At 59.8% G+C, this 20,622-nt stretch carries 24 protein-coding genes; 10 read left to right on the top strand and 14 right to left on the bottom strand.

Annotated features, from left to right (window positions below; all coding sequences use genetic code 11):
- Positions 1 to 115: 115 nt before the first annotated feature.
- Complete coding sequence (locus B0B09_RS08250) at positions 116 to 394, top strand: DUF3572 domain-containing protein (RefSeq protein ID WP_076659862.1); 279 nt, start codon at positions 116 to 118, stop codon at positions 392 to 394.
- Here B0B09_RS08250 and B0B09_RS08245 read toward each other — a convergent pair.
- Entirely contained in the window at positions 391 to 3,576 is a 3,186-nt protein-coding gene (locus B0B09_RS08245; protein ID WP_076659154.1) for a reductive dehalogenase, read from the bottom strand. The two genes, B0B09_RS08250 and B0B09_RS08245, sit on opposite strands and share 4 nt — an antisense overlap.
- A 40-nt stretch (positions 3,577 to 3,616) precedes the next feature.
- Between B0B09_RS08245 and B0B09_RS08240 the strand changes: the two genes are divergently transcribed.
- Complete coding sequence (locus tag B0B09_RS08240; RefSeq protein WP_242654363.1) at positions 3,617 to 4,339, top strand: HAD family hydrolase; 723 nt, start codon at positions 3,617 to 3,619, stop codon at positions 4,337 to 4,339.
- Between the two features lie 34 nt (positions 4,340 to 4,373).
- On the opposite strand, the gene B0B09_RS08235 is transcribed toward B0B09_RS08240, so the two are convergent.
- Positions 4,374 to 5,342: a zinc ABC transporter substrate-binding protein gene (locus tag B0B09_RS08235; protein ID WP_076659153.1), complete on the bottom strand. Its 969-nt coding sequence runs from the start codon at positions 5,340 to 5,342 to the stop codon at positions 4,374 to 4,376.
- Positions 5,343 to 5,411: 69 nt separating this feature from the next.
- Here B0B09_RS08235 and B0B09_RS08230 point away from each other — a divergent pair, with 69 nt between their 5' ends.
- The 4 genes from B0B09_RS08230 (at position 5,412) to B0B09_RS08215 (ending at position 7,997) form a co-directional block, all read left to right on the top strand.
- Positions 5,412 to 5,891: a Fur family transcriptional regulator gene (locus tag B0B09_RS08230; RefSeq protein ID WP_076659152.1), complete on the top strand. Its 480-nt coding sequence runs from the start codon at positions 5,412 to 5,414 to the stop codon at positions 5,889 to 5,891.
- Positions 5,888 to 6,631, top strand: a complete 744-nt coding sequence (locus B0B09_RS08225; protein ID WP_076659151.1) for an ATP-binding cassette domain-containing protein — start codon at positions 5,888 to 5,890, stop codon at positions 6,629 to 6,631. The genes B0B09_RS08230 and B0B09_RS08225 overlap by 4 nt, the downstream gene beginning before the upstream one ends.
- Positions 6,632 to 7,429 (top strand): metal ABC transporter permease, encoded by a 798-nt coding sequence (locus tag B0B09_RS08220; protein ID WP_076659150.1) that lies wholly within the window; start codon positions 6,632 to 6,634, stop codon positions 7,427 to 7,429. It begins immediately after the preceding gene.
- Positions 7,430 to 7,520: 91 nt separating this feature from the next.
- Complete coding sequence (locus B0B09_RS08215; protein ID WP_076659149.1) at positions 7,521 to 7,997, top strand: CAP domain-containing protein; 477 nt, start codon at positions 7,521 to 7,523, stop codon at positions 7,995 to 7,997.
- 1 nt (position 7,998) lies between these two features.
- Here the strand turns inward: B0B09_RS08215 and dtd are convergent, their stop codons facing one another.
- From dtd to B0B09_RS08160, 11 genes are all read right to left on the bottom strand, one after another.
- A complete protein-coding gene (gene dtd, locus B0B09_RS08210) occupies positions 7,999 to 8,436 on the bottom strand; it encodes a D-aminoacyl-tRNA deacylase (RefSeq protein WP_076659148.1) in 438 nt (145 codons plus the stop codon).
- Positions 8,433 to 9,338 (bottom strand): carbohydrate kinase family protein, encoded by a 906-nt coding sequence (locus tag B0B09_RS08205; protein ID WP_076659147.1) that lies wholly within the window; start codon positions 9,336 to 9,338, stop codon positions 8,433 to 8,435. The genes dtd and B0B09_RS08205 overlap by 4 nt, the downstream gene beginning before the upstream one ends.
- Positions 9,339 to 9,355: 17 nt before the next feature.
- A complete protein-coding gene (locus B0B09_RS08200) occupies positions 9,356 to 10,459 on the bottom strand; it encodes a TFIIB-type zinc ribbon-containing protein (RefSeq protein ID WP_076659146.1) in 1,104 nt (367 codons plus the stop codon).
- Positions 10,459 to 10,881, bottom strand: a complete 423-nt coding sequence (locus B0B09_RS08195; protein ID WP_076659145.1) for a hypothetical protein — start codon at positions 10,879 to 10,881, stop codon at positions 10,459 to 10,461. Before B0B09_RS08195 ends, B0B09_RS08200 begins: the two co-directional genes overlap by 1 nt.
- Positions 10,878 to 11,408, bottom strand: a complete 531-nt coding sequence (locus B0B09_RS08190) for a cytochrome b/b6 domain-containing protein (protein WP_242654362.1) — start codon at positions 11,406 to 11,408, stop codon at positions 10,878 to 10,880. Before B0B09_RS08190 ends, B0B09_RS08195 begins: the two co-directional genes overlap by 4 nt.
- A 34-nt stretch (positions 11,409 to 11,442) precedes the next feature.
- Positions 11,443 to 12,546, bottom strand: a complete 1,104-nt coding sequence (locus tag B0B09_RS08185; RefSeq protein WP_076659143.1) for an SPFH domain-containing protein — start codon at positions 12,544 to 12,546, stop codon at positions 11,443 to 11,445.
- Between the two features lie 44 nt (positions 12,547 to 12,590).
- Positions 12,591 to 13,553: a DUF2927 domain-containing protein gene (locus tag B0B09_RS08180; RefSeq protein WP_375342220.1), complete on the bottom strand. Its 963-nt coding sequence runs from the start codon at positions 13,551 to 13,553 to the stop codon at positions 12,591 to 12,593.
- 9 nt (positions 13,554 to 13,562) lie between these two features.
- The gene (locus B0B09_RS08175) at positions 13,563 to 14,753 is read right to left on the bottom strand and encodes a toxic anion resistance protein (RefSeq protein WP_076659141.1); all 1,191 of its coding nucleotides are present in this window, start codon (positions 14,751 to 14,753) and stop codon (positions 13,563 to 13,565) included.
- Positions 14,753 to 15,649: a 5-bromo-4-chloroindolyl phosphate hydrolysis family protein gene (locus B0B09_RS08170; RefSeq protein WP_076659140.1), complete on the bottom strand. Its 897-nt coding sequence runs from the start codon at positions 15,647 to 15,649 to the stop codon at positions 14,753 to 14,755. The genes B0B09_RS08175 and B0B09_RS08170 overlap by 1 nt, the downstream gene beginning before the upstream one ends.
- Positions 15,649 to 15,852, bottom strand: a complete 204-nt coding sequence (locus tag B0B09_RS08165; protein WP_076659139.1) for a DUF2973 domain-containing protein — start codon at positions 15,850 to 15,852, stop codon at positions 15,649 to 15,651. Before B0B09_RS08165 ends, B0B09_RS08170 begins: the two co-directional genes overlap by 1 nt.
- Positions 15,853 to 16,102: 250 nt before the next feature.
- Positions 16,103 to 16,909 carry a pseudouridine synthase gene (locus B0B09_RS08160; RefSeq protein ID WP_076659860.1) on the bottom strand — a complete coding sequence of 269 codons (807 nt, stop codon included), beginning with the start codon at positions 16,907 to 16,909 and terminating at the stop codon, positions 16,103 to 16,105.
- 65 nt (positions 16,910 to 16,974) lie between these two features.
- Between B0B09_RS08160 and B0B09_RS08155 the strand changes: the two genes are divergently transcribed.
- Positions 16,975 to 17,421: a nucleoside deaminase gene (locus B0B09_RS08155; RefSeq protein WP_076659138.1), complete on the top strand. Its 447-nt coding sequence runs from the start codon at positions 16,975 to 16,977 to the stop codon at positions 17,419 to 17,421.
- Here the strand turns inward: B0B09_RS08155 and B0B09_RS08150 are convergent.
- Positions 17,418 to 18,089, bottom strand: coding sequence for a metal-dependent hydrolase (locus tag B0B09_RS08150; protein ID WP_076659137.1), 672 nt, complete (start codon positions 18,087 to 18,089; stop codon positions 17,418 to 17,420). The genes B0B09_RS08155 and B0B09_RS08150 overlap by 4 nt on opposite strands.
- Before the next feature lie 54 nt (positions 18,090 to 18,143).
- Here B0B09_RS08150 and B0B09_RS08145 point away from each other — a divergent pair, with 54 nt between their 5' ends.
- From B0B09_RS08145 to gatA, 3 genes are read left to right on the top strand one after another with little or no spacing between them, the layout of a single operon-like run.
- Positions 18,144 to 18,797 (top strand): ceramidase domain-containing protein, encoded by a 654-nt coding sequence (locus B0B09_RS08145; RefSeq protein ID WP_076659136.1) that lies wholly within the window; start codon positions 18,144 to 18,146, stop codon positions 18,795 to 18,797.
- Between the two features lie 33 nt (positions 18,798 to 18,830).
- Entirely contained in the window at positions 18,831 to 19,118 is a 288-nt protein-coding gene (gene gatC / locus B0B09_RS08140) for an Asp-tRNA(Asn)/Glu-tRNA(Gln) amidotransferase subunit GatC (RefSeq protein WP_055294422.1), read from the top strand.
- Complete coding sequence (gene gatA / locus B0B09_RS08135; RefSeq protein ID WP_076659135.1) at positions 19,118 to 20,605, top strand: Asp-tRNA(Asn)/Glu-tRNA(Gln) amidotransferase subunit GatA; 1,488 nt, start codon at positions 19,118 to 19,120, stop codon at positions 20,603 to 20,605. The genes gatC and gatA overlap by 1 nt, the downstream gene beginning before the upstream one ends.
- Positions 20,606 to 20,622 lie beyond the last annotated feature (17 nt).

Raw genomic sequence — 20,622 nt, 5'->3', positions numbered from 1 at the left:
ATGATCAATATCCGTCCGGGCATTTTCCTGCACCTATCAAGAGCGTTCTGCTCAGTCCCGTGCAGATTGGGCGCGAATGGTTAAGAAAATGTTTCTGCGGAACGAGGGGCACGGGATGCAACACGAACAGGCCGAAGTGATCGCCTTGAAAGGGCTGACATGGCTGGCAGGAAACGACGAATTATGCGGGGTGTTTCTGGGCGCATCGGGTGGTTCGGTCGATGATCTGCGCGACCGTGCGACAGACCCTGCTTTTCTAGCTGCTGTGCTGGAGTTTATCACCATGGATGACACATGGGTCATCGATTTTTGTGACAGCACCGGATTGGGATACGATCAGCCGTTGCGCGCGCGCTACGCGCTTCCCGGCGCTGAAAGTGTGCATTGGACCTAAAGGTCGATTTTGAGCGTTCCGCCCGCCACTGCCGCGCGGCTTTGGCACAGGATCATCTGTGTTTCACGCTGGGTCTTGGAAAGCACGAAATCGCGGTGCTCGACAGCCCCTTCCAACACGCCGCATTTGCACACACCGCACAGACCGTCAGAGCATTTGACATCCACATGCACCCCTGCCGCGATCAGCGCATCTGACGCCGATTGATCCGCCGCAACAGCGACGGTACGCCCGTCTTTCAAGCGCAGCGCAAAGGGGTGATTTTCATAATCGGGCTGTTCCGGCACAGCGAAATATTCAAGATGCCGCGCCTCTTCGGGAAAACCGTTTTTCGCCGCGGCATCCAGAACCGCAGCCATATAGGCATCAGGTCCGCAGGTGTAGATATGCGCCCCGGTCTTGTAGCGGGTGAGGCTCGCAAGATCGGCGCGCGTGCCTTCATCCGACACATGGACCACCACCTTATCCGCCCATGGCACCGTCGCCAGATCATGCAGGAATCCGGCCTCTGCACGGCTCGGAATACTATAGTGCAGCGTGAACGCGGCACCGATGGCATGGAGCCTGTGGGCCATCGCGATCATCGGCGTTACACCAATCCCGCCGCCCATCAACAGGGTCTGAGAGGCGTCCTCGATCAGCGGGAAATGGTTGATCGGGGGCGAGATGAAGACGCGCCGCCCTTCCGTGAATATGCGGTGCATGAGTTTCGAGCCGCCACGGCCTGCATCTTCGCGCAGCACGGCAATCTGATATTTGCTACTATCGGCCGGATCACCGCTGAGCGAGTATTGACGGAAAAATTCAGGTGCCACGACCACATCAATATGCGCCCCTGCGGTCGCGGGCGGCAAAGGGCCGCCGTCGGCGCGGGTAAATTCATATTTCGTGACCTTGTCCGTCATCCTTTCGGCTTTGCTGACGACTGCCGCGATGACAGGTGTCGCGCCCTGAACGGGCGTGTAGACATGCTCGGGCGGCCGCCCTGCGGCACGGCGTGCGCGGTGTTCATCGGCCGTGATCATGGCCTGATAGGCGGCGATCCCTGCCTCGCGGTCCATCGGTGCGGGCCAAGGGTAGGGGGGCGGTGCGAGGGGCGCAGGATAGACGGCCAGCGTCTGGTCGCTGAATTTCAGGTCCAGTTCCGGCTGAAGGTCACGGGCGTTGACCGGATGGCGCGCGGGGCGATAGGCACCGTCGTCCTCCATCTCAAGATCCCACCACCATTTCTTGACGGGGTTGATTGCACCTTTCCCGAGCCGATCATCAAGTGCGGCAAGCGTCTTGGCGGCCTGTGGCACGGTCATCGCCAGCTTGCGAAAGGGGGCTTCGGCGAACAGGCCTTCAAGGTTCCACGGGCAGGTTTTCATACAGCGCCCGCACATCGCGCCGTTCTTTTGGCTGACGCGGTAGGTCGTGCATTTCTGGCTGTCGGATTTCCAGATTTCATAGCCGTTGAACATCAGCTTCGGCCCTGCGGTGATCGCACCTGACGGGCATTCGCGGGCACATTTGTTGCAGGCGTCACAGAATTTTTGCAGACCAAAGTCGATGGGTTTGTCATGGGCCATCGGCATGTTGGTGGTGACAACGCCGGATTTCAGACGCGGCCCAAGGAACGGGTTCAGGATCACCTCGCCAATCCGGCTGACCTCTCCCAAGCCTGAAAGCAACAAGAGCGGCGGGTGCAGCACCTCTTCGTCCATCACCGAATGGACGCGCGCGGTATAGCCCAGATTGCGCAAATGCTGGGCCAGCACACCGCCCAGAAGCGAGAACCGCAAATAGGCCCGCATGGATTGCGCGCAGGCAATCCAATCGTCACCAGATGCGCCCTCCATGGTTTCGTGGCCTTGGTCGATGATCATCGAAATGGCGTTTTCATGGTAGGGCGTGATGGGCGCGCCGGTGGTGTCGTGACTGTAATAGGTCCAGTCGGGGCAGGCCGACAGGCCCACGGCATCGACGCCCAAGAAGTAGAGCGCGGCTTTGATGTTGGCGGCGTTGTTTTCGGGCGTGTCCACGACAGGGTCGCCCACGGCCTCACCGTCCTGCAACAAGACAAAGGCCCCCAGCGATGGCCGGAACGCAAAGGCGGCTGCGGATTTGCGCACGTAATTGCCGTTCTTGGTGGCCTCTTGCACCTGCTTGCCCATATCGCCGAACAGCCCGCGCACGAACATATTCGCGCGTTTCGGCACCCGCGCGACATTCGGGCGGTCGATATAGGTGGTGGTGTCATCCACCCGTTTCAGCGTCTCGAAAGGATGCGGGCCAAGGGCGAAATCCCGCTTGGCAAAGGGATCGCGTGTCCGGGCAGTCTTGGCATGGGTGCCAAGGCCTGTTTGATAGCTGCGCGGCGCTTTTTGTCCCGGCGCAAGAGGTTTGTCCGCTGTCATGGCCAGCGTGGTCGTGACCGCAGCCAGCCCGTAGCGATCACCGGTGAACGGGTTAATCAGTGCGCCGTCCTCCTGCGCGACAAGGCCCGCTAGGGCCGCAAGAGCGCCCAGATGCACATCGGTGGCGGCCATCGAATGCGCGCGTGCCTCATGGCCCAGCGTGCGCAGATAGCTGGCCAGTGTGACGGCGGTCTCCATCCCGCGCAGGCAGGCGCGCTGCGGGAGCGCATCCTTGATCCAGTCGGTGCCTGTCTCTTCTGATCGGGGCGGACGGGGAAAGTCATAAAGAAACACGACTGCATGGGTATGGTGGCGGCAATCGGCGGGTGGCAAAGACATGCTTTCCCGCAGGCCTGCCATGATCACATCTATACCTGCTGCCAGCGATTTATGCTGCATGGTGCGTAGCTTAGAGGCGAGGCGATCCACATCTGCATTTGCAATTGGTGTCTGCAACCACGCGGCATCATGTATTTCGCAAACGCCAACCATGCTGGCATCGCAATAATAGCCGAAGGCTTTGAGATGATTGGCGCGTTCACTTAGGTCATCAGGGATTTCAGCCCTCTCGCGCTTGACCATACCATCGCGCGTGGCGTCCAGCATCGCCTGATAGTCCTGCATGGCACCGATGATGCTTTTGCGATCGTCCGGTCTGCGAAAAGACACCGGATGCATTGGCGGAAGCGCTGACAGATCAACATGATCCACACGCCGCAGGCTCTCGAGCGGGAAGCCCCCCAGATGCATTGGCCGTGTGCGGTAGGATCGAAGTTTCAACATAGGTTGACACCGTCGGGCGGGCAGGGTCCGCTGTCAATGGATGATGAAAGGGCACGCGGTGATCAAGGGTATCATTTTTGACAAGGACGGGACCTTGTTTGACTTCAACGCGACGTGGGGGGCGTGGACCCGTGGGATGCTGAAAGGGGAAGCGGGGCATGATCCGGCGCTCTTTGCGCGTCTGGCGGATGTGCTGGGATATGATGTCCCCGCAGCGACGTTCCGTCCCGAGAGCCTCGTCATCGCGTCCACGGCAGGCGAGGTGGCGGAGGTCATCAGGTCGGTCTTGCCTGATCTGGATGCCGACGCGCTTTTGTCACGGATGAATGCGGCGGCAGCGGCTGTGACGCAGGTCGAGGCGGTGCCGTTGCAAAGCTATTTCGCAGGTTTGCGTGAATTAGGTTTGCGTCTGGGCATCGCCACAAATGATGCCGAAGCCCCCGCGCGGGCGCATCTGGCGCGCGCAGGTGTGACGCAGCATTTCGATTTTATCGCAGGTTATGACAGTGGCCACGGTGGGAAACCCGCGCCGGGACAGCTTTTGGCTTTTTGTGCCGAAACAGGGCTGGGAGCAGAAAATTGCCTCATGGTCGGCGATAGCACCCATGATCTGCACGCGGGCCGTGCTGCAGGGATGCGTACGATTGGCGTGCTGACCGGCCCTGCGCCGCGGGAAGAATTGTCACCGCTGGCCGACGTGGTTTTGTCGTCCATCGGTGACATTCCGGGATGGCTGCAATCCGAGAAGCTATTGGCCGAGTAAGGTTGCGTTGAGGTAAGGTGGATCAAGACCCACCTTACGTGTTGGGCCCAAGGCAGCCTGCAAATTGCGCGGCGAGCCGCTCCAGCATTTGCCCGTAAAGCGCAGGTCCTGCCGCTAGGCCGGCCCCGACACCGTCGATCTCTGCCGTCTTGGCAGAGGTTCCCTCGATGATAACAGTCGCCCAACGGTCACCGATTTCCGCATCACTAAAGACGCAGACCACGTTCTGCGCGGCCATCTCCTCGCGCAAAGCGGCGATCTGCGCAGGCCCGGGTGTGCGCGCATCAATGCCGGAAATCGCCGCCTGTGCTGTCAGCCCGAACCGCGCCTCGAAATACTGATAGCCATCATGCGGCAGAATATACGCGCGCTCTGACAGGTCTGCCAATTGCGCGGTGAGGTCCGTTTCAAGTGCAGCGAGGGCGGCAATCGTGGCTTTCGCATTGGCGGCGTAGATTGGGGCATTGTCCGGGTCCAGCGCGCTCAACTCGCCCGCAATCGCGGAGACCCACGTTTGGGCGACAACCGGATCAAGCCAGGCGTGCGGGTCATAATCGCCGTGATCATGGGCGTGCTCATGCGCGTGTCCGTGGTCATGATCATCGTGCCCGTGATCGTCATGTCCGTGGTCGTCGTGTCCATCATCCTCATGCCCGTGATCTTCTTTCCCGCGCGCTTCCAGCTTTTCCCAGCCTTCCACCTCGAGCAATTCAAAACGGGGGGCTTGCGGGGCGAGTGTTTCAATCGGCTCTTCCAGCCATGGTGTCAGGCTTTCCCCGACCCAGATCACCAGATCGGCAGTGCTCAACCGCTCTGCATCGCTTGGGCGGAGCGCATAGTCGTGCGGGTCCGCACCGGGTGGCAAAAGAACGTCAGGCTGGCCAAGATCACCCATCACCTGTGCTGTCAGGCTGTGAATAGGGGCAATATCCGTCACCACACGCGGTACTTCGGCCAGCGCGACGGAAGGAAGAAGGGAAAATGCGGCAAGCAAACGAATCATGGTGCGGTCCTTGTTCTTTGAAATCGCCATCGCTATAATGCGTATGTTATAACATAACAAGAGACGATCATGCCACAAGATACGCTGGGTTTCGCCAGTCACGATCATAGCACCTGTGTCAGTTCCGCCTTGGCGGCGGCCGAGGCTGCCTGCAAAGAACGGGCTGTGCAATTGACGCCGGTCCGTCGCCGCGTGCTTGAGATTCTACTGGAAAGCCATGCCGCGATGGGGGCCTATGATGTGCTGGCGCGTCTGGATGCCGAAGGGCTCGGGTCCAAGCCGCCGGTCGCCTATCGTGCGCTTGCGTTTCTGGTCGAGCAGGGGTTTGTGCATCGCATCGAACGCCTGAATGCCTTTATTGCCTGCACCTATCCCGGGGCGGCCCATGATCCGGCGTTTATGATTTGTCGCGGCTGCGGCAAGGTGGCCGAGGCGCAGGCCAACGCGGCGATGGACCAGACCGCGGCCTTGAGCGGGTTTCAGGTTGAGCAGACCGTTTTTGAGGCCGAGGGGCTGTGCCCGACCTGCCAGACAAAGGACGCGGCATGAGCCTGATTGATGCGCGCCACATTGAATTTTCACATGGTGGCCAGAGGGTATTGCAAGGTGTGAGCCTTGCGCTGGATCCCGGCGAGATCGTCACCATTGTCGGACCAAACGGGTCGGGTAAATCAACGCTGCTGCGTGTCCTGATTGGCGCCCTGACCCCGCAGAAAGGCGCCGTGACACGGCAAGAGGGTTTGCGCATCGGCTATGTGCCACAAAAGCTGCATATTGATCCGACCCTGCCGATCACTGTGAACCGGTTTTTGAACCTGCCGCACCCGGTAGACCCTGACGCAGCAAAAGAGGCGTTGCGCACGGCGGGTGTTGCGGGCCTTGGTACGCAGCAGATGTCGCAACTATCGGGGGGGCAGTTCCAGCGTGTGCTCTTGGCGCGCGCGATCTTGGGCAAGCCGGATATCCTGATGCTGGACGAGGCGACACAGGGCCTCGATCAGCCGGGATCGGCGGCGTTCTACCGGCAGATCGAGGCGGTGCGGCGCGATATCGGTTGTGCTGTGCTGATGGTCAGCCATGAATTGCACGTCGTGATGAGCGCGTCCGACAGGGTGATTTGTCTCAACGGGCATATCTGCTGCGAAGGTACGCCCGAAGTGGTTTCGGCCGCGCCCGCATATCGCGAGTTGTTCGGGACAGGCACGGGCGGTGCGCTTGCGCTTTATCGCCATGACCATGATCACGGGCACGACCATGATCACCACCATCATCATGAGGCGGCGGAATAAATGCTGGATGATTTTCTGGTGCGCGCGGCACTTGCGGGCGTGGGAACTGCAATAGCGGCTGGCCTGCTGGGCTGTTTTGTTGTCTGGCGGCGTATGGCCTATTTCGGCGATGCCACAGCCCATGCCGCCGTTCTGGGCGTGGCGCTGGCGCTGCTTTTCGGCACTTCGATTACCTTGGGGGTGGGCGTTGTTGCCTTGGCAATGGCGGTCTTGATCCACGGGCTCAGCAACCAGGGTGCCGCCGTTGATACAATGCTGGGTGTCCTTGCGCATGCCGCTTTGGCCATAGGCTTGGTGGCTGTCACGCTGATCCCCGGCCAACGGGTTGATCTGGATGCCTATCTCTTCGGCGATGTCCTGAGCGTGACACGCGGCGATCTGGCTGTGATCTGGGGCGGCGGGGCGCTGGTTGTCGCCGCACTCTGGTGGCATTGGTCGGCGATGCTGACGGCGACGCTCAGCCCAGACCTGGCCTATGCGGCAGGTATCAATCCGCGCCGTGAGCAATTGGTGCTCACACTCTTGCTGGCGGCGGTTGTGGCTGTGGCGATCAAGGTTGTCGGCGCTTTGCTGATCACGGCGCTTTTGATCATTCCGGCAGCCGCTGCGCGCAACTATGCCAGCACACCGGAACGCATGGCATTTCTGTCGATGGGAATCGGCGTGCTCTCGGCCATTGCTGGATTGCGGCTTGCCGTGATCTTCGATACCTCGGTCGGCCCGATGATTATCTGCGTTGCGGCAACAATCTTTGCCATAAGCGCAATTAGTTTCCAATTGCGAAAGGTCGGCACGTAATCGCCGCTTCCGTGCCTTAGAGTCGCCTTTGCGTTGCCGCGTTGGGCTGTGACCCTTACGTTGACTTTATTCAATCGACGGGATCCAAATTATGACTCGCATTGCTCGCATGATAGCCGTGATGGCGCTCTCTTTTGTCGGCACTTCAGCGGCTGCCGCCGATTGTGTTGCCCCCCCGAATGTCAACGAACTGGCCACCCAGATCGCGGCTGGCCTGAACCAGAGCCGCCGCGCCAACGGCGAAGCGCCACTGCGTTTCAACCGCCAATTGGGGCAGGCTGCGATGGTTCATGCCTGTGACATGCTGGTCAACGACTTCTTCGATCACCGCGGGTCGGATGGCACCAACTCGCAGGCGCGGGTCAAGCAGGCAGGCTATAATGATTGCATCGTCGCCGAGAATATCGCCTGGGGCTATCCCCGCTCCGAGCAGATTGTGGATGGCTGGATGAACTCACCCGGTCACCGCCGCAACATGCTGCACCCCCGCATCGAGGAATTCGGGGTTGGCATCACACAAGGTCCGCGCGGCCCTTATTGGGTGCTGGTTGTCGGCAAGCAGTGCTAGGCTAAAGGTCCAGCAAGATTGTCACAGGCCCGTCATTTGTGAGGCTGACAGCCATATCAGCGCCGAACGATCCTGTCGCGGTCGTGATACCCAGCGCTGCCATATCTTCAATAAACTGCTCATAGAGCGCATGCCCGACATCGGGTTTTGCCGCCGCGGAAAATCCGGGGCGGTTGCCGCGTGATGTATCAGCCGCCAGCGTAAACTGGCTGACGATCAATGCCGCCCCGCCTGTATCCAGCAAGGATTTGTTCATCTTGCCCGCATCGTCGGAGAAAATGCGCAATTTACTGATTTTTGAAGCCAGTGCTTGTGATGTCGCCGCGTCATCGCCTTCCATTGCACAGATCAGGATCAGTAGTCCCGGTCCGATCGCCCCGATCTCGGCACCATCCACATGGACTGCGGCTTGGGTGACGCGCTGGATCAGTGCCCTCACAGCTCGGACGTCCAGGGTGGGTTTGCGCCTGCGCGGCTGACGGTGATCGCGGCCACTTTGGCCCCGAACGCGGCGGCGGCGCGCAAATCGTCTTCGCTGGCGGCTGTAATCCCTGCTTTCGTCAGGTGGCCGCTTTTGTGCAGTTGTGCCAGAAAGCCCGCGCTGAATGTATCGCCAGCGCCCACAGTATCGACGACGGTCGCTTTCTCGGCGGGCACATCAAACGTGCCATTCCTGGTCACGATGCTGACGCCTTCGCCGCCACGTGTCAGCAGGATGACCCGCGCGCCGGTTTGTGCGAGAAAGCCGTCTGCATCGGCCGTCCCCATGATCCACGCCAAGTCCTCGTCCGAGGTTTTGATGATGTCTGCCACCCCCATCATCCGCGAAATACGTGCGCGATAGGTGGCCTCATCCGTGATGAACGAAGGCCGGATATTGGGGTCGATCATCGTCAGCTTCGTTGGGGCCTCGCGTAGCATCAGCGCCTCATAGGCCGCACCGCAGGGTTCCACCACAAGGCTGATCCCACCAAAGAACAATGCATCTGCCGTGACATCGGGCAAATCGTCATTGGTCAACATCCGGCCAGCGGTGTTTTCGTCATAAAAGGCGTAGGAGGCATGGCCATCTGTCAGTTTGACAAAAGCAAGGGTGGTGGGGCGGCTTGATACGGCGGCGGGGCTGGCATCAACCTGTGAGGCGGCAAGTCCCGACCGGAGGACATCGCCAAAAAGGTCGGACGAGAGCCCGGAAAAGAACTGCACAGGGGCATCCAGACGCCCCAGCGCGATGGCCGTATTAAAGACAGAACCGCCAGCATGAGGCGCGAAGGCGCTCTCGCCCTGCGCCGTTTCGCGTGGCAACATGTCAATAAGCGCTTCTCCACAGCACAGGATCATCACGGAGGCTCCCTCTTTTATTGACTGTTAGCGATAACAAATCCTGCGATAAGCGCAAGGATAAGTCCCACAACGACCGCAAAACCGATCTTCCATGCGGAATAGGGCCGCTCACCCTGTACGCGCCCTGTGCGGCCGTTGACCACAAACCGATAGGTTTGCCCGCGGTATTTATACGCAGCCAGCCAGACTGGCAGCAGGACATGTTTGAAGGTCACATCATTAACGACCGTGTTCACGGTGGTGACACGCTGGGCATCGCCGCCGATATCATATTTCACATCGCGGTGGATCATCCGGTCCATATAGGCGCGGGCCTCGGTGAACCCGTCTGTCAGTTCCACCTGATAGCCCTCGGCGCGGAAACCGGCCAGATATTCGGGGTTATAGGGTTCCAAGGCCGAGAGATCCCAAGGCTCCAACCCATCCGTGTATTTCTTGGGGAGCGACCGGGACGCCAGCACCAGAACATCATCAAAGAACCGCGCCACGCGCCCCGAGGTAGGCCGCCAGCGTGTTTTGCGTACGCGCACCTGTCGGCGCTTGCCATCGCGCATCACGGTGCGGGTTTCATAATAATGGGTGCCGCGCTGGCCGGTATATTGGCTTTTCGTGTCAGCATCGAAGGTCCAGTAGGGCACATAGATGCCATTCATCTTGCGCCCCTTGCGGGCATAATCCGTTAGGCCATTTGGCGCAAACCAGAGGCTACCGAGCCATTTAATCAGGGCGTCGCGCGCGGCCCCCTCGGCCAGCGCGAATGGTAGCAGGCCACGTGGTTTGATATGTCTGTGGGTGCCGGTGTCAGTGACCACAGGGGTGGCGCAGAACGGGCACTCGGCGGCGTGGATATCGGAGTCAAACTCGGTCTGGGCGCCGCAGTTGGGGCATTCATTGACACGGGTTTCCTCGATATCGGCATCGTCGAGCCGATGCTGCACCGCGCGCTGGAAATCCAGCTCGACAATCGCGCCTGTCCAAGGCCCCGCGCTCTCGATCGGTTGCACATTGCCGCAGTGATCGCATTTGAGTTGATGATCCGCAGGATCAAACCGCAGGTCCGACCCGCAGCTTTCGCAGGGAAAGCGGTGTTCGTCCACAGGTGCCTGTCCGTCAGTCATCACAGTATCTTATGCATAAAGCGTGGTGTCATCACGCGCAGCGCACCATCGAAGAGCACGTTGTGCCGCCAGAAGTGGAACAGCCCGTGCAGGGCCCCCGCGCCGAGTAAAACGAGAAGCGCCACCCAGCCCGTATCATGGGGCATCCAGCCCAGAAGGGCGGCTGCGTTCAGGGCGACAGTCACCGCCAGTACCGCATACATACCGCGATGCATCCACGGGTAGACCGTGCGCAGCGGTCCTTGTAGCTTGGGCCCCGGTTTGCACATCATGCCTTTGATCAAGGCCATTACGACCCAAAGACCGCCGCCGATCACAAAGGCCCAGCGGACCCAAGGTTCCGACGTGCCGCCTTTGACCATGACAAGCACCAGCATCAAGGTGCTCCAGTGCAGGATAATTGTGAGTCTGCGCCGTGTCATAGGAACCTGTGCAAGGCTTTGGGCGCCATGATCCGTAACGCGTTGTCGCGCAAGCGATAGTGGCGCCAGAGGTGGAACAGCACGTGAAGCCCCGCGATCACAGCCAGTGTGTAGAACTGTACCTCATGCACCATGCCGATGAAATCATTCGCCTGCGGCATATTCAGGGGCGGTGCAATCGGCACGATCCCCCCCGCCCAGAGCAGAACGGCCGACGTCAGCCCCAGACCAAAACCTGTGAGCGCCACACAGAACACACCCCAGATCAGCACCTTATGCAGAAGCTGATGCAGCGGTCGCGCCTTGGCGGGCAGTTTCGGTCCCGGACGGCTGGCCAGACCTTTGCGCATATAATCGACGGTCCAGAACAACGCCAAGCTGACAAACAGCAGCCCCATCACGGAATGGAACTGGACCGCAGCAGGGCCGATACGTTGCACATCGATCGGCTGAACCACGATGAACCAGACAAACAACGGCACCATCAGCCAGTGCATCCACTTCAGGTAGACGCGCCGATGCGGCACTTTGGCCTTTATGGTCGCAAGCGCGGTGATGGCTTTACGCCCCCGGAGGTGGCGGTGGCATAATGGTGAAAAGCTGGGCCAGTTCCATGACCTCGCCCGCTTCCATCCAGCCGTCCTGACCTTGGGTCCACACCATGCTGTCGCGGCTGAGTTTGCCTTCGGTGACCATGCGGCCCATCGCGGCCTTGGAGAAAGGACCGGACACCTCGCCGCCCTTGGCGATGTGCCAGACATGTTCGACCGGCGGGGGTGGGGGCGGGGCCGCAGCAGGGCTCGCCCCCCACGGGCCACCTTGGGCCATCTGGCCTGCCATCGCCATGCCCATGCCGGCCCCGAGACCTGCGGCCATGCCGCCGCCCGCAGGATTATTCGCAGCGGACGTCATCGCTTCGGCGGCGGAATATTGGGTGAATTTACCCAGATCACCCGCCAGACCCATCGAGGTCCGCTTGTCCAGCGCCTCTTCCACGGCGGCGGGCAGGCTGATGTTCTCGATGTAAAGTTCGGGGATGGTCAGGCCGTATTGCTTCATCGTGGGGTCGATAGCTGCGGCAATCAGCTTGCCCAGATCGGCGGTATTTGCGGCCATATCCAGCACCGGAATGCCTGATTGCGCGATCACGCGTGAAAATTCCTGCACGATGATGTTGCGGATTTGATAACTGATCTCGTCCATGGTGAATTCACCGTCGGTACCGACGATTTCACGCAGGAAGAGGGCGGGATCCGCAACCTTGACGGTGTAGGTCCCAAAAGCGCGCAGGCGGGTCGGGCCGAACTCAGGATCGCGCACCATGATCGGGTTCTTCGTACCCCATTTGAGGTTCGAGAAACGGGTGGTGTTGACGTAGTAAATCTCGGACTTGAAGGGGCTTTTGAAGCCATGATCCCAGTGTTGCAGGGTCGTCATGATCGGCATGTTGTTGCTTTCCAACATATAAAGGCCGGGGGTGAAGACATCGGCTAACTGGCCTTCGTGGACGAAGACCGCCGCCTGACCCTCGCGCACCGTCAGCTTGGCACCGTATTTGATTTCATGGCCCTCACGCTCGAACCGCCAGACCATGGTGTCGCGGGTGTTGTCGGTCCAATGGATGACGTCGATGAATTCACCAGTCAGAAAATCGAAAATGCCCATGGTATGGTCTCCGTCGTTAGGTGGTTGGGACGCGGCGCATCCGGTCAGCTTTGTCCAGGTGAGAGGTATTCACGCGCAATCACGCGCGCAAGTGGGGCGGCTGTCGCAGGGTCCATGCCCGCTTCCAGCCGTGGATCATAGAGCATCCGCAGCAACAGTTCGTCATGCGCGGTCAGTAGCGCGAATTCTTCGTCGTCATTAAAAATCGACGGGCGCGCCTGCGGGCTATCGTTGGCAAGGCCCATACCTTGGGCCAGTTCCTCATGGATACAGGCACTGCGCATCAGGCTGGGGTGTTCGGCGCGGATCATGGCGACGGCTTTGGTATAGCTCGACCGGCCGGGCGTAAAAGTGCCGATCACAACGCAAAGCTGGTCGCGGGGCAGGTTGACAAAGGTGCGGACGGTCGCGTCCGAGATATTGGGAATGAGGGCGCGCAAGCGTGGTCCGTAAGCGCGGCGGTCATCCTCGCCCAGAAACAGCACGCGGAAATTGGGGTTGCTGTCGGTGATCTCGATCGGCACGCCCGTGACACGCGAAAGACGCGCGGCATAGGCGCTGACACTGGCCAGATCCGCGTCGCGCTGGGCAAGGGGGACGGTATTACCGAATTCCACCGACATGCGGATCGGGGACGTCCAGCGGCGCAGTTTGGAAATGGTCGCTTGCGGCGTGCGAAAATCACTGTCGTCACGGTATTCGTTGAATAGCGCGATGCGCACAAAATTGCGCGCGAGTTGCGTATCTGTAAACGGCGTGTCTGGTCCGCCACCATCGCCCCGCATCAGGCCCTGGGCCAGAAGGTCATTCTGCAGACGGCCGTAATAGACCGCCAGATCCCGGCTTGCCTGACTGGGTGGTGTCACAACGGGGGTCGGGTCTGGCACCGGGGCCGGCACCGACGGCGGGGGGGCGGGCGATGTGACCGGAGGTGTCATCAACTGGCACCCCATGACACCCGTCGCAACGACGAGCATCGCAAGACGCCGTGTGATACCCCCGATCATCATAGTCTTTTAACTGCCTGTCGCTGTGCCGATGGTGTCGCCGGTGCCGGTCTTGCGCGCTTTGGCAGAGGCAAGTGTTTCTTTCAACTCCTGCTCCATCTTTTGCAACTCGACCTCGGCCTCGGCGCGCTTGCGCTTGCCTTCGTCGGCGATCTCGAGACTTTCATTGATCGTGGCAATCAGGTTGGCATTGGCCTCTTTCACCGCGTTGATGTCAAACACACCGCGTTCCATTTCCTCGCGGATGGTGCGGTTGGCCTGACGCAGGTTTTCGGCGTTGGCTTTCAGCAATTCATTGGTCAGATCATTGGCGTCACGCACCGCCTCTGCTGCTTCTGAAGAGCGCTGGATCGTCACCGCCTGCGCCAGCTGTGTTTCCCACAGTGGCACCGTGTTCACCAAGGTCGAGTTGATCTTGGTCACCAGCGATTTGTCGTTTTCCTGCACCAAACGGATGGACGGGAGCGACTGCATCGTCACCTGTCGGGTCAGTTTCAGGTCATGCACACGGCGTTCCAGATCATCACGGGCAGACCGCAGATCGCGCAGTTCCTGCGCCTTCATCACGGCCTGATCTTCGGCAGCGGCCTGCACCTCGGCCTCTTTTGCGGGGATCGTTGTGGCGTCAAGATCGGCGATTTTTGCTTCACCGGCGGCGATATAAAGGCCGAGTTCATCATAGAATTGCAGCGTCTTGTCATAAAGCACATCAAGGCTCTCGATGTCTTTCAGCAGCACATGCTCGTGCTTGAGAAGGTCATCGGTGATGTGGTCAATTTGGCCTTGTACTTCTTCAAAACGCGCGGCGAATTTCGCCATGGGTGCCGCACGCCCCAAGAGCTTTTCCCACCAGCTGCGCTTGCGCCGCACATCCAGTTCCGAGATCGAAAAACCACGGATTGTGGTGACGATATTGCGCAGACTGTCACCTGCGGGGCCTACGTCCTTGTTGCGCACACCTGCCAGCATGGATTGGCTGATTTCCTGCAATTCCGCCTGCGCGGAGGAGCCGAAAGACACGATGGAATTGGTGTCTGCGATATTGATCTCGGCCACACGTTTCTGAATTTCAGCGCTGGTGGGCGCGTCTGCGGCCTCAAGCGTGATCAACTCGTTCTTGGGTTCAGGCAGAACAACAGCGGTGATTTTTTCAACTTCGGCAAGCGTCGCTTCAGCCTTTTGGCGGATCGTTTCAGACATTATTCGTTCCCTTTCGTTTTCAAATTGACGCCCTCACGCTGGAGGCGGTCACGCAGTACATTAATTTCAATATCCATATCGCTGCGGTCATCGAGCATCATCTTGTCGGTGCGTGCAGCAAAATTCTGTTCAAGGTCGTCAAGCAGCGCCTCGTAGGCGGCGCGCGCATCAGCGTCTTTACGACGGTTGTATAGATCGACAAATTTGAGCGTCGCATCCCGCGCGCCCATCAAATAAACGCCCAGAAATTTGCGCGCACCGGTCAGGTCACGCGGGTCTTCCTCAACGGTGCGGATCATCCGGCGGGCGATCACCTGAAAATCCTCGACACGTTCTGTCAGGCGGCGGTCCGAGACAGTCTCGATCTGGCGTTTCATGACGTCCAGATGCGCCTCGGCCTGATCAACGACGCGGGCGACACGGTCTTGCTGAAAGCTGTCGATCCCTTCCATGCGCTTGTCTGTCATGGGGTCGATCCCGAAGGTCGCGGTATGCAGACCCGCCGCCGCGATCCCGTAGAGGACGGCGCCAATCGCGCCGCTGTCACCTGTATAGGCCGCAATGGTCACGCCCACGCCTGTCAGTGCCGTGGCGAGCATTTTGCGCGGCAGAGCGGGACGCCGCGCCACTTTGCGGGTGTCATAGGCTGCTTCGGCCGCGAGCCCCTCTTGCAGGAGCCACGCCGCGAGCGCCAGAACAGCCGCGCCAACAAGCGCAGTCACCAACGTGACCGGACCGTCATTCAGCGAGGTTGCCGCCAGAACAATGGCAGGCACATAGAGCAGTTTGACCCGTCCGTCCGCTGGCTTTGCGACAGCCCCTCGCGGGCTTGCCCCGGGCCTTCCCGCGTCTTGCTGCCCGTCAGGGCTGAATTTGCCACCAAAGCGCTTGGCCATCAGGTGCCCCCCAACCATCCGGTTGTGACCCCAAAGAGCAGGACAACCAGCAATGCATAGGTGACGCGTCGGAATTTCGCGGGCATCTTGTCAGGTTCCTTTGTAGCGCTCGTGCGGGCGACGGTTGTCATTGTTCCTATTAGGGCCGTGATTGCAATCGCAACCACCGCCACAAAGGCAACAATGAAGATCAATCGCAACATTTTCGCGTAACTCCGCCGATTTATTCATCTTCCAGATAGAGAGATTGAGTCAGGTTTACGAGTGTTTCGGAAAAGCCCCGCATCTGCCACCCGGTTCCGAAAGACGGCTTGTTGGCAGCACGCCAGCGGCCTTAACCGCCCGCAAAAAAACGCGGCCATACCTTCGGTCGCAAACACATCAGCCAAAGCACTCGTTCCTAGAAATAGTCTTAACACCCAGAATGCATAAGGGCGGACATCGCGACAAGGTTCAACTTGATCGCTTTTTCCCCCTTGTGGGGCGATTGACGGTTCTGCGGACAGGTTTTTTCTGTGCCGGTTGTTCGGCGAGCCCGAGCTGGTCGCGCAGAACCCGCTGTTTGACCTCTTCGACGTCGCCTTGCTTGAGCACGCCCAGTTGGAACGGTCCGTAACTCACACGGATCAGCCGGTTCACGGTCACGCCGATTTCACCCATCGCGCGGCGGATTTCGCGGTTCTTGCCCTCACGCAGGCTAACGGTCAGCCATGCGTTGGCCCCCTGTTGGCGGTCAAAGGTCACGACCATGGGTTGGTAGTGCACGCCGTCCACGGTGATGCCAGCGCGCAATTCGTCCAGTTTTGCCTCGCTGACCGATCCGTTGATCCGCACACGGTAGCGGCGCAGCCAGCCAGTCGCGGGCAGTTCGAGTTTGCGCTTGATCTCGCCGTCGTTAGTCAGCAGCAAGAGACCTTCGGAATTCAAATCAAGCCGCCCCACCGACATCACACGCGGCATCGTGTCGGGCAGCGATCCAAAGACCGTCGGGCGGTCTTTTTCATCGCGTTCGGTGGTCACAAGGCCTGCAGGTTTGTGATAGAGCCAGAGGCGTGCGGGCTCGGGTGCGCCCACCTGCTTGCCATCCACGACAATCCGGTCCGATGCGGTTATGTTCAGCGCGGGGCTTGTAATGGTTTTGCCATTCACGCTGACGCGGCCGTCTTCGATCATACGCTCGGCTTCGCGGCGGCTGGCGACACCTGCGCGGGACAGGACTTTGGCGATCCGGTCGCCGGGGGGAGGGGTATCTGTGCTCATATCCAATCCCTTAGCCGCTTTGATCGCCCCTTGCCAGAGATAGCCGCGCCAGTGCATCACAAGACATGGATTTTCGCTCTTATATGGATGTGGCCTTGGAAGAGGCCCGCGCCGCAGGTGGCCGTGGCGAGGTGCCCGTGGGGGCGGTGATCGTGGGGCCTGCGGGAGTGATCGCACAAGCAGGCAACCGGACACGGGAATTGCACGATCCCACCGCCCACGCCGAGATACTGGCCATCCGCGCGGCCTGTGCTGCCTTGGGGCAGGAACGGCTGACGGGTTATGATCTCTATGTCACGCTGGAGCCGTGCCCGATGTGCGCGGCTGCGATCAGCAACGCGCGGATTGCGCGGCTTTATTACGGGGCGGCTGACCCGAAGTCCGGTGGCGTCGCCCAAGGGCCGCGTATCTTCCAGCATGCGCAATGCCACCATGCCCCCGAAGTCTATGATGGCATTGCCGCGCAGCCCTCGGAAGCATTGCTCAAGGATTTCTTTGCCGCAAAGCGCTAGATTTCCACGGTTTCCATTACGGCCGGTGTGCGCACGTCCAAGTCCGGCAAAGCATCGACCAGCGGCTGGGCGCTTTGTGCCAGCAAGGGGAATGTCGCGTAATGGGCGGGGATCACGGTTTTGAAGTTGAAATAGCGTTTGGCTGCATAGGCCGCACCTTCCATCCCCATCGTGTAATGTCCGCCACAGCACAGGATACCGATATCGGGGTTATAGAAATCCCCCATCCAGTCCATATCGGCCATGATATCGGTGTCACCCGAGACATAGATCGTATGGCCCTCGCCCTTGATCATATAGCCGGCCTCGGTGCCGGCATAGGCCGCCCCGACCGAGGAGGAATGCGTCGCCTGCACCATCGACACCAGCGCACCGCCCAGATCAACCGTGCCGCCTTTGTTGAATTCCACTGTCTCGTGGGCATCAAAGATCGCGCAAAGTTCGGGGATGCCGACGACGAAAGCACCGGTTTCCTTGGCAATTGCATCCACCTCGGAGGTATGGTCGAAATGACCATGGGTCAGCAGGATATGGGTGGCACCCGCCAAAGCGGCGGCGCGGTGTTCATTGGGGAATGACGGATTGCCCTCAAGCCAAGGGTCAATCAGCAGCACCGCGCCTTCGATTTCGATCCGGAAACTTGCATGTCCCAGCCAAGTGATTTTCATATTGCTCTCCCTCGATTTGGCGTCAGGATAGGGGCAAAGAACGGAGGGGCCAAGGTGAATTGGTTTGAACAGATTGATGGCTATTGCGAGCGTACGGATTTTACCTATTGGTCCGAGCCGCTGAACGCGCTGACCAATCTTGCATTCATTATTGCGGCCCTGATCCTGTGGCGACGCAGCGCGGGCGTGCCGATGGCGCGGGTGCTTTGCGGCATTCTCTTTGCCATTGGTGTGGGCAGTTTCCTGTTTCACACCCATGCCACGATCTGGGCCATGCTGTTGGATGTGCTGCCGATTGGCGTTTTCATCCTGATCTATCTTTTCGTCGTGAACCGCGACATGGTGCCAATGGGGCATTGGTATGCGGTTTTCGCAACGGCCCTGTTCATTCCCTATGCCGCCGTGCTGGTGCCTGTACTGAACCAGTTTCCCTTTATCCGCATTTCCAACTTCTACTGGACCGTGCCGATCCTCTTGGCCATCTACGCCCTGATCCTGCGGCACAAACCGGGAATCGCCCGCGGGTTTTTGCAGGGGGCTGCACTTTTGTGCCTGTCTATCACCATCCGCTCGCTTGATGAAATCCTGTGCGATGCGATCCCGATTGGCACGCATTTCATGTGGCATGTCCTCAATGGGATCATGCTGGGTTTCATGATCCATGTTTACACCCGCCATATGCTTGCGACTGGCCGCACAGGGCGGTAAACGCAGCGGATAGATTTACCGGAGAGTTTCCCCATGTCGATTGACACCGAAACCGCCCGCCGCGTGGCCAAGCTGGCCCGCATCAAGGTGGAAGACGACGCCCTGCCAGCGCTGGCATCCGAATTCAGCGCAATTCTTGGGTTTATTGAGCAACTCAACGAAGTGGATGTGGAAGGTGTCGAACCGATGACATCCGTGACCCCCCAGCGCCTGAAGCGCCGCGAAGATGTCGTGACCGACGGCAACCAGCAAGCGGCGGTGTTGAAGAACGCGCCCGATGCGCGTGAGGGCTTTTTTGCTGTTCCAAAGGTGGTTGAATAATGGCTGATCTGACCAAACTGACCATCGCGCAGGCCCGTGACGCCATGCGCAAAGGCGACACCACCAGCGCCGAAATCACATCCGCCTGTCTGACCGCCATTGAAGGTGCAGACGCGTTGGGCGCTTTCGTGCACCACACACCCGAGATCGCAACGGCGCAGGCCGCAGCCGCCGATACGCGGATCAAGGCCGGTGACGCCCCCGATATGTGTGGCATCCCGCTGGGGATCAAAGACCTGTTTTGCACCAAAGGTGTGCCCTCACAGGCGGCTTCGCGCATTCTTGAAGGTTTCAAGCCCGAGTATGAGAGCACGATCACAAGCCAGCTGTTCGACGCAGGTGCGGTCATGTTGGGCAAGCTGAACATGGACGAGTTCGCCATGGGGTCGTCGAACGAGACGTCCGTTTATGGCAATGCGGTGAACCCGTGGAAACGTGCGGGCGACGATACAGCCCTGACGCCCGGTGGCTCATCTGGCGGGTCGGCCAGCGCTGTTGCCGCTGATCTGTGCCTTGCTGCAACGGGTACCGACACGGGCGGTTCCATCCGCCAGCCTGCGGCCTTTACCGGTATCACCGGTCTGAAGCCAACCTATGGTCGCGTGTCGCGCTGGGGCATCGTGGCTTTTGCTTCATCGCTGGATCAAGCAGGCCCGATGACCAAAGACGTGCGCGACGCCGCGATCATGCTGACCGCCATGGCGGGCCATGACCCGTTGGACAGCACCAGTGCGGATATCCCCGTGCCGGATTTCGAGGCTGCTTTGACAGGCGACATTCGTGGCAAGACGATTGGTATCCCCAAAGAATACCGCATGGACGGTATGCCCGCCGAAATCGAGAAGCTGTGGGAAGATGGCACCGCGATGCTGAAAGACGCAGGCGCGAAGATCGTCGATATCTCGCTACCGCATACGAAATACGCGCTGCCTGCCTATTATGTGATCGCGCCCGCCGAGGCCTCGTCGAACCTTGCCCGCTATGACGGTGTGCGCTTTGGCCACCGTGCCAAGCTTGGGCATGGGGACGGCATTACCGAGATGTATGAAAAGACCCGCGCCGAGGGCTTTGGCCCCGAAGTGCAGCGCCGCGTTATGGTCGGCACCTATGTGCTGTCAGCTGGTTTCTATGATGCCTACTACAACCGCGCCCGCCGCGTGCGCGCGTTGATCAAGCAGGACTTTGACAAGGTCTTTGCAGATGGCGTCGATGCAATCCTGACACCGGCCACACCTTCGGCGGCTTTCGGACTGGGCGAGATGACCAATGCTGATCCGATCCAGATGTACCTGAACGACGTCTTTACCGTGACGGTGAACCTTGCAGGCCTGCCGGGCATTGCGGTGCCTACCGGACAGAACGCGCAAGGTTTGCCAATGGGCCTGCAATTGATCGGACGGCCCTGGGAAGAGGGTGATTTGCTGAATGTGGCTTATCGTCTTGAGCAATCTGCAGGTTTTGTAGCCAAGCCGGCGAAGTGGTGGTAAACTCTCGTAAAACAAAG

Source organism: Yoonia rosea (assembly GCF_900156505.1).
Classification (GTDB): domain Bacteria; phylum Pseudomonadota; class Alphaproteobacteria; order Rhodobacterales; family Rhodobacteraceae; genus Yoonia; species Yoonia rosea.
The sequence above is the reverse complement of the archived record's forward strand: the minus strand, read 5'-3'. Positions and strand labels throughout refer to the sequence as shown.

Excerpts from the sequence above, each read along its gene's own strand:
- B0B09_RS08175 (WP_076659141.1), bottom strand. The coding sequence starts at position 14,753 with ATGTCTGAAACGATCCGCCAAAAGGCTGAAGCGACGCTTGCCGAAGTT.
- gatC (WP_055294422.1), top strand. The coding sequence starts at position 18,831 with ATGTCGATTGACACCGAAACCGCCCGCCGCGTGGCCAAGCTGGCCCGC.
- B0B09_RS08155 (WP_076659138.1), top strand. The coding sequence starts at position 16,975 with ATGGATTTTCGCTCTTATATGGATGTGGCCTTGGAAGAGGCCCGCGCC.
- B0B09_RS08220 (WP_076659150.1), top strand. The coding sequence starts at position 6,632 with ATGCTGGATGATTTTCTGGTGCGCGCGGCACTTGCGGGCGTGGGAACT.
- B0B09_RS08215 (WP_076659149.1), top strand. The coding sequence starts at position 7,521 with ATGACTCGCATTGCTCGCATGATAGCCGTGATGGCGCTCTCTTTTGTC.
- B0B09_RS08225 (WP_076659151.1), top strand. The coding sequence starts at position 5,888 with ATGAGCCTGATTGATGCGCGCCACATTGAATTTTCACATGGTGGCCAG.
- B0B09_RS08245 (WP_076659154.1), bottom strand. The coding sequence starts at position 3,576 with ATGTTGAAACTTCGATCCTACCGCACACGGCCAATGCATCTGGGGGGC.
- gatA (WP_076659135.1), top strand. The coding sequence starts at position 19,118 with ATGGCTGATCTGACCAAACTGACCATCGCGCAGGCCCGTGACGCCATG.
- B0B09_RS08150 (WP_076659137.1), bottom strand. The coding sequence starts at position 18,089 with ATGAAAATCACTTGGCTGGGACATGCAAGTTTCCGGATCGAAATCGAA.
- B0B09_RS08160 (WP_076659860.1), bottom strand. The coding sequence starts at position 16,909 with ATGAGCACAGATACCCCTCCCCCCGGCGACCGGATCGCCAAAGTCCTG.
- B0B09_RS08170 (WP_076659140.1), bottom strand. The coding sequence starts at position 15,649 with ATGGCCAAGCGCTTTGGTGGCAAATTCAGCCCTGACGGGCAGCAAGAC.
- B0B09_RS08195 (WP_076659145.1), bottom strand. The coding sequence starts at position 10,881 with ATGACACGGCGCAGACTCACAATTATCCTGCACTGGAGCACCTTGATG.
- B0B09_RS08205 (WP_076659147.1), bottom strand. The coding sequence starts at position 9,338 with ATGATCCTGTGCTGTGGAGAAGCGCTTATTGACATGTTGCCACGCGAA.
- B0B09_RS08200 (WP_076659146.1), bottom strand. The coding sequence starts at position 10,459 with ATGACTGACGGACAGGCACCTGTGGACGAACACCGCTTTCCCTGCGAA.
- B0B09_RS08185 (WP_076659143.1), bottom strand. The coding sequence starts at position 12,546 with ATGGGCATTTTCGATTTTCTGACTGGTGAATTCATCGACGTCATCCAT.
- B0B09_RS08180 (WP_375342220.1), bottom strand. The coding sequence starts at position 13,553 with ATGATCGGGGGTATCACACGGCGTCTTGCGATGCTCGTCGTTGCGACG.
- B0B09_RS08165 (WP_076659139.1), bottom strand. The coding sequence starts at position 15,852 with ATGTTGCGATTGATCTTCATTGTTGCCTTTGTGGCGGTGGTTGCGATT.
- B0B09_RS08250 (WP_076659862.1), top strand. The coding sequence starts at position 116 with ATGCAACACGAACAGGCCGAAGTGATCGCCTTGAAAGGGCTGACATGG.
- B0B09_RS08230 (WP_076659152.1), top strand. The coding sequence starts at position 5,412 with ATGCCACAAGATACGCTGGGTTTCGCCAGTCACGATCATAGCACCTGT.
- B0B09_RS08235 (WP_076659153.1), bottom strand. The coding sequence starts at position 5,342 with ATGATTCGTTTGCTTGCCGCATTTTCCCTTCTTCCTTCCGTCGCGCTG.
- B0B09_RS08240 (WP_242654363.1), top strand. The coding sequence starts at position 3,617 with ATGATGAAAGGGCACGCGGTGATCAAGGGTATCATTTTTGACAAGGAC.